Here is a 516-nt window from a genome sequence, read left to right on the forward strand (position 1 = left end):
CATAAGCGTCAACCATTTCGGCGATGCCAACCCAAATTCTGTCTGACTTACCGCCTAGCGGGTAGCGCTTTAACAAAGAATCTAAAGTGTCGACAACGACTTTTTTTGTCTCTGCATCTTCAGTTTTTACCAGCCTAGCGAGCTCTCGTGCGGCATTGCCAAGTAGTTGTTCAGAATCCGTGCCTATCGCCCATTCGTTGTTGGTAATAAAACTACTCAAACGATGGATATAACTTGAGTCAGATTCAATCACATCGTAAAACGCTTTGGTTTGTGAGTGTCCAGCCATAGCGACAAAGATATTGTTTATGGCTTTACGGTAGTAATAGCTGTCGCTTTTATCCGCTGAAAAGCTATCAAGAATAGCGAAAACATCGGGTGCGGCGATGGCGAGTTGACGAATACTATCAACAACAATCAACATGGATGCGAGCGCTTCTTGTTGTTCGCGACCTTCAGTTAGAGCGTATGGCGAGCGCAAAAATTGTTGAATGGTATTGGCAATATCTACGCTTA

1 protein-coding gene is annotated in these 516 nt (G+C 44.2%); it reads right to left on the reverse strand.

From position 1 onward, the window contains the following. A partial coding sequence (locus tag R8O11_RS31295; RefSeq protein ID WP_318195401.1) for a M9 family metallopeptidase N-terminal domain-containing protein occupies positions 1 to 516 on the reverse strand: 516 nt, incomplete at both ends.

This window comes from Vibrio sp. 1288, assembly GCF_033344475.1.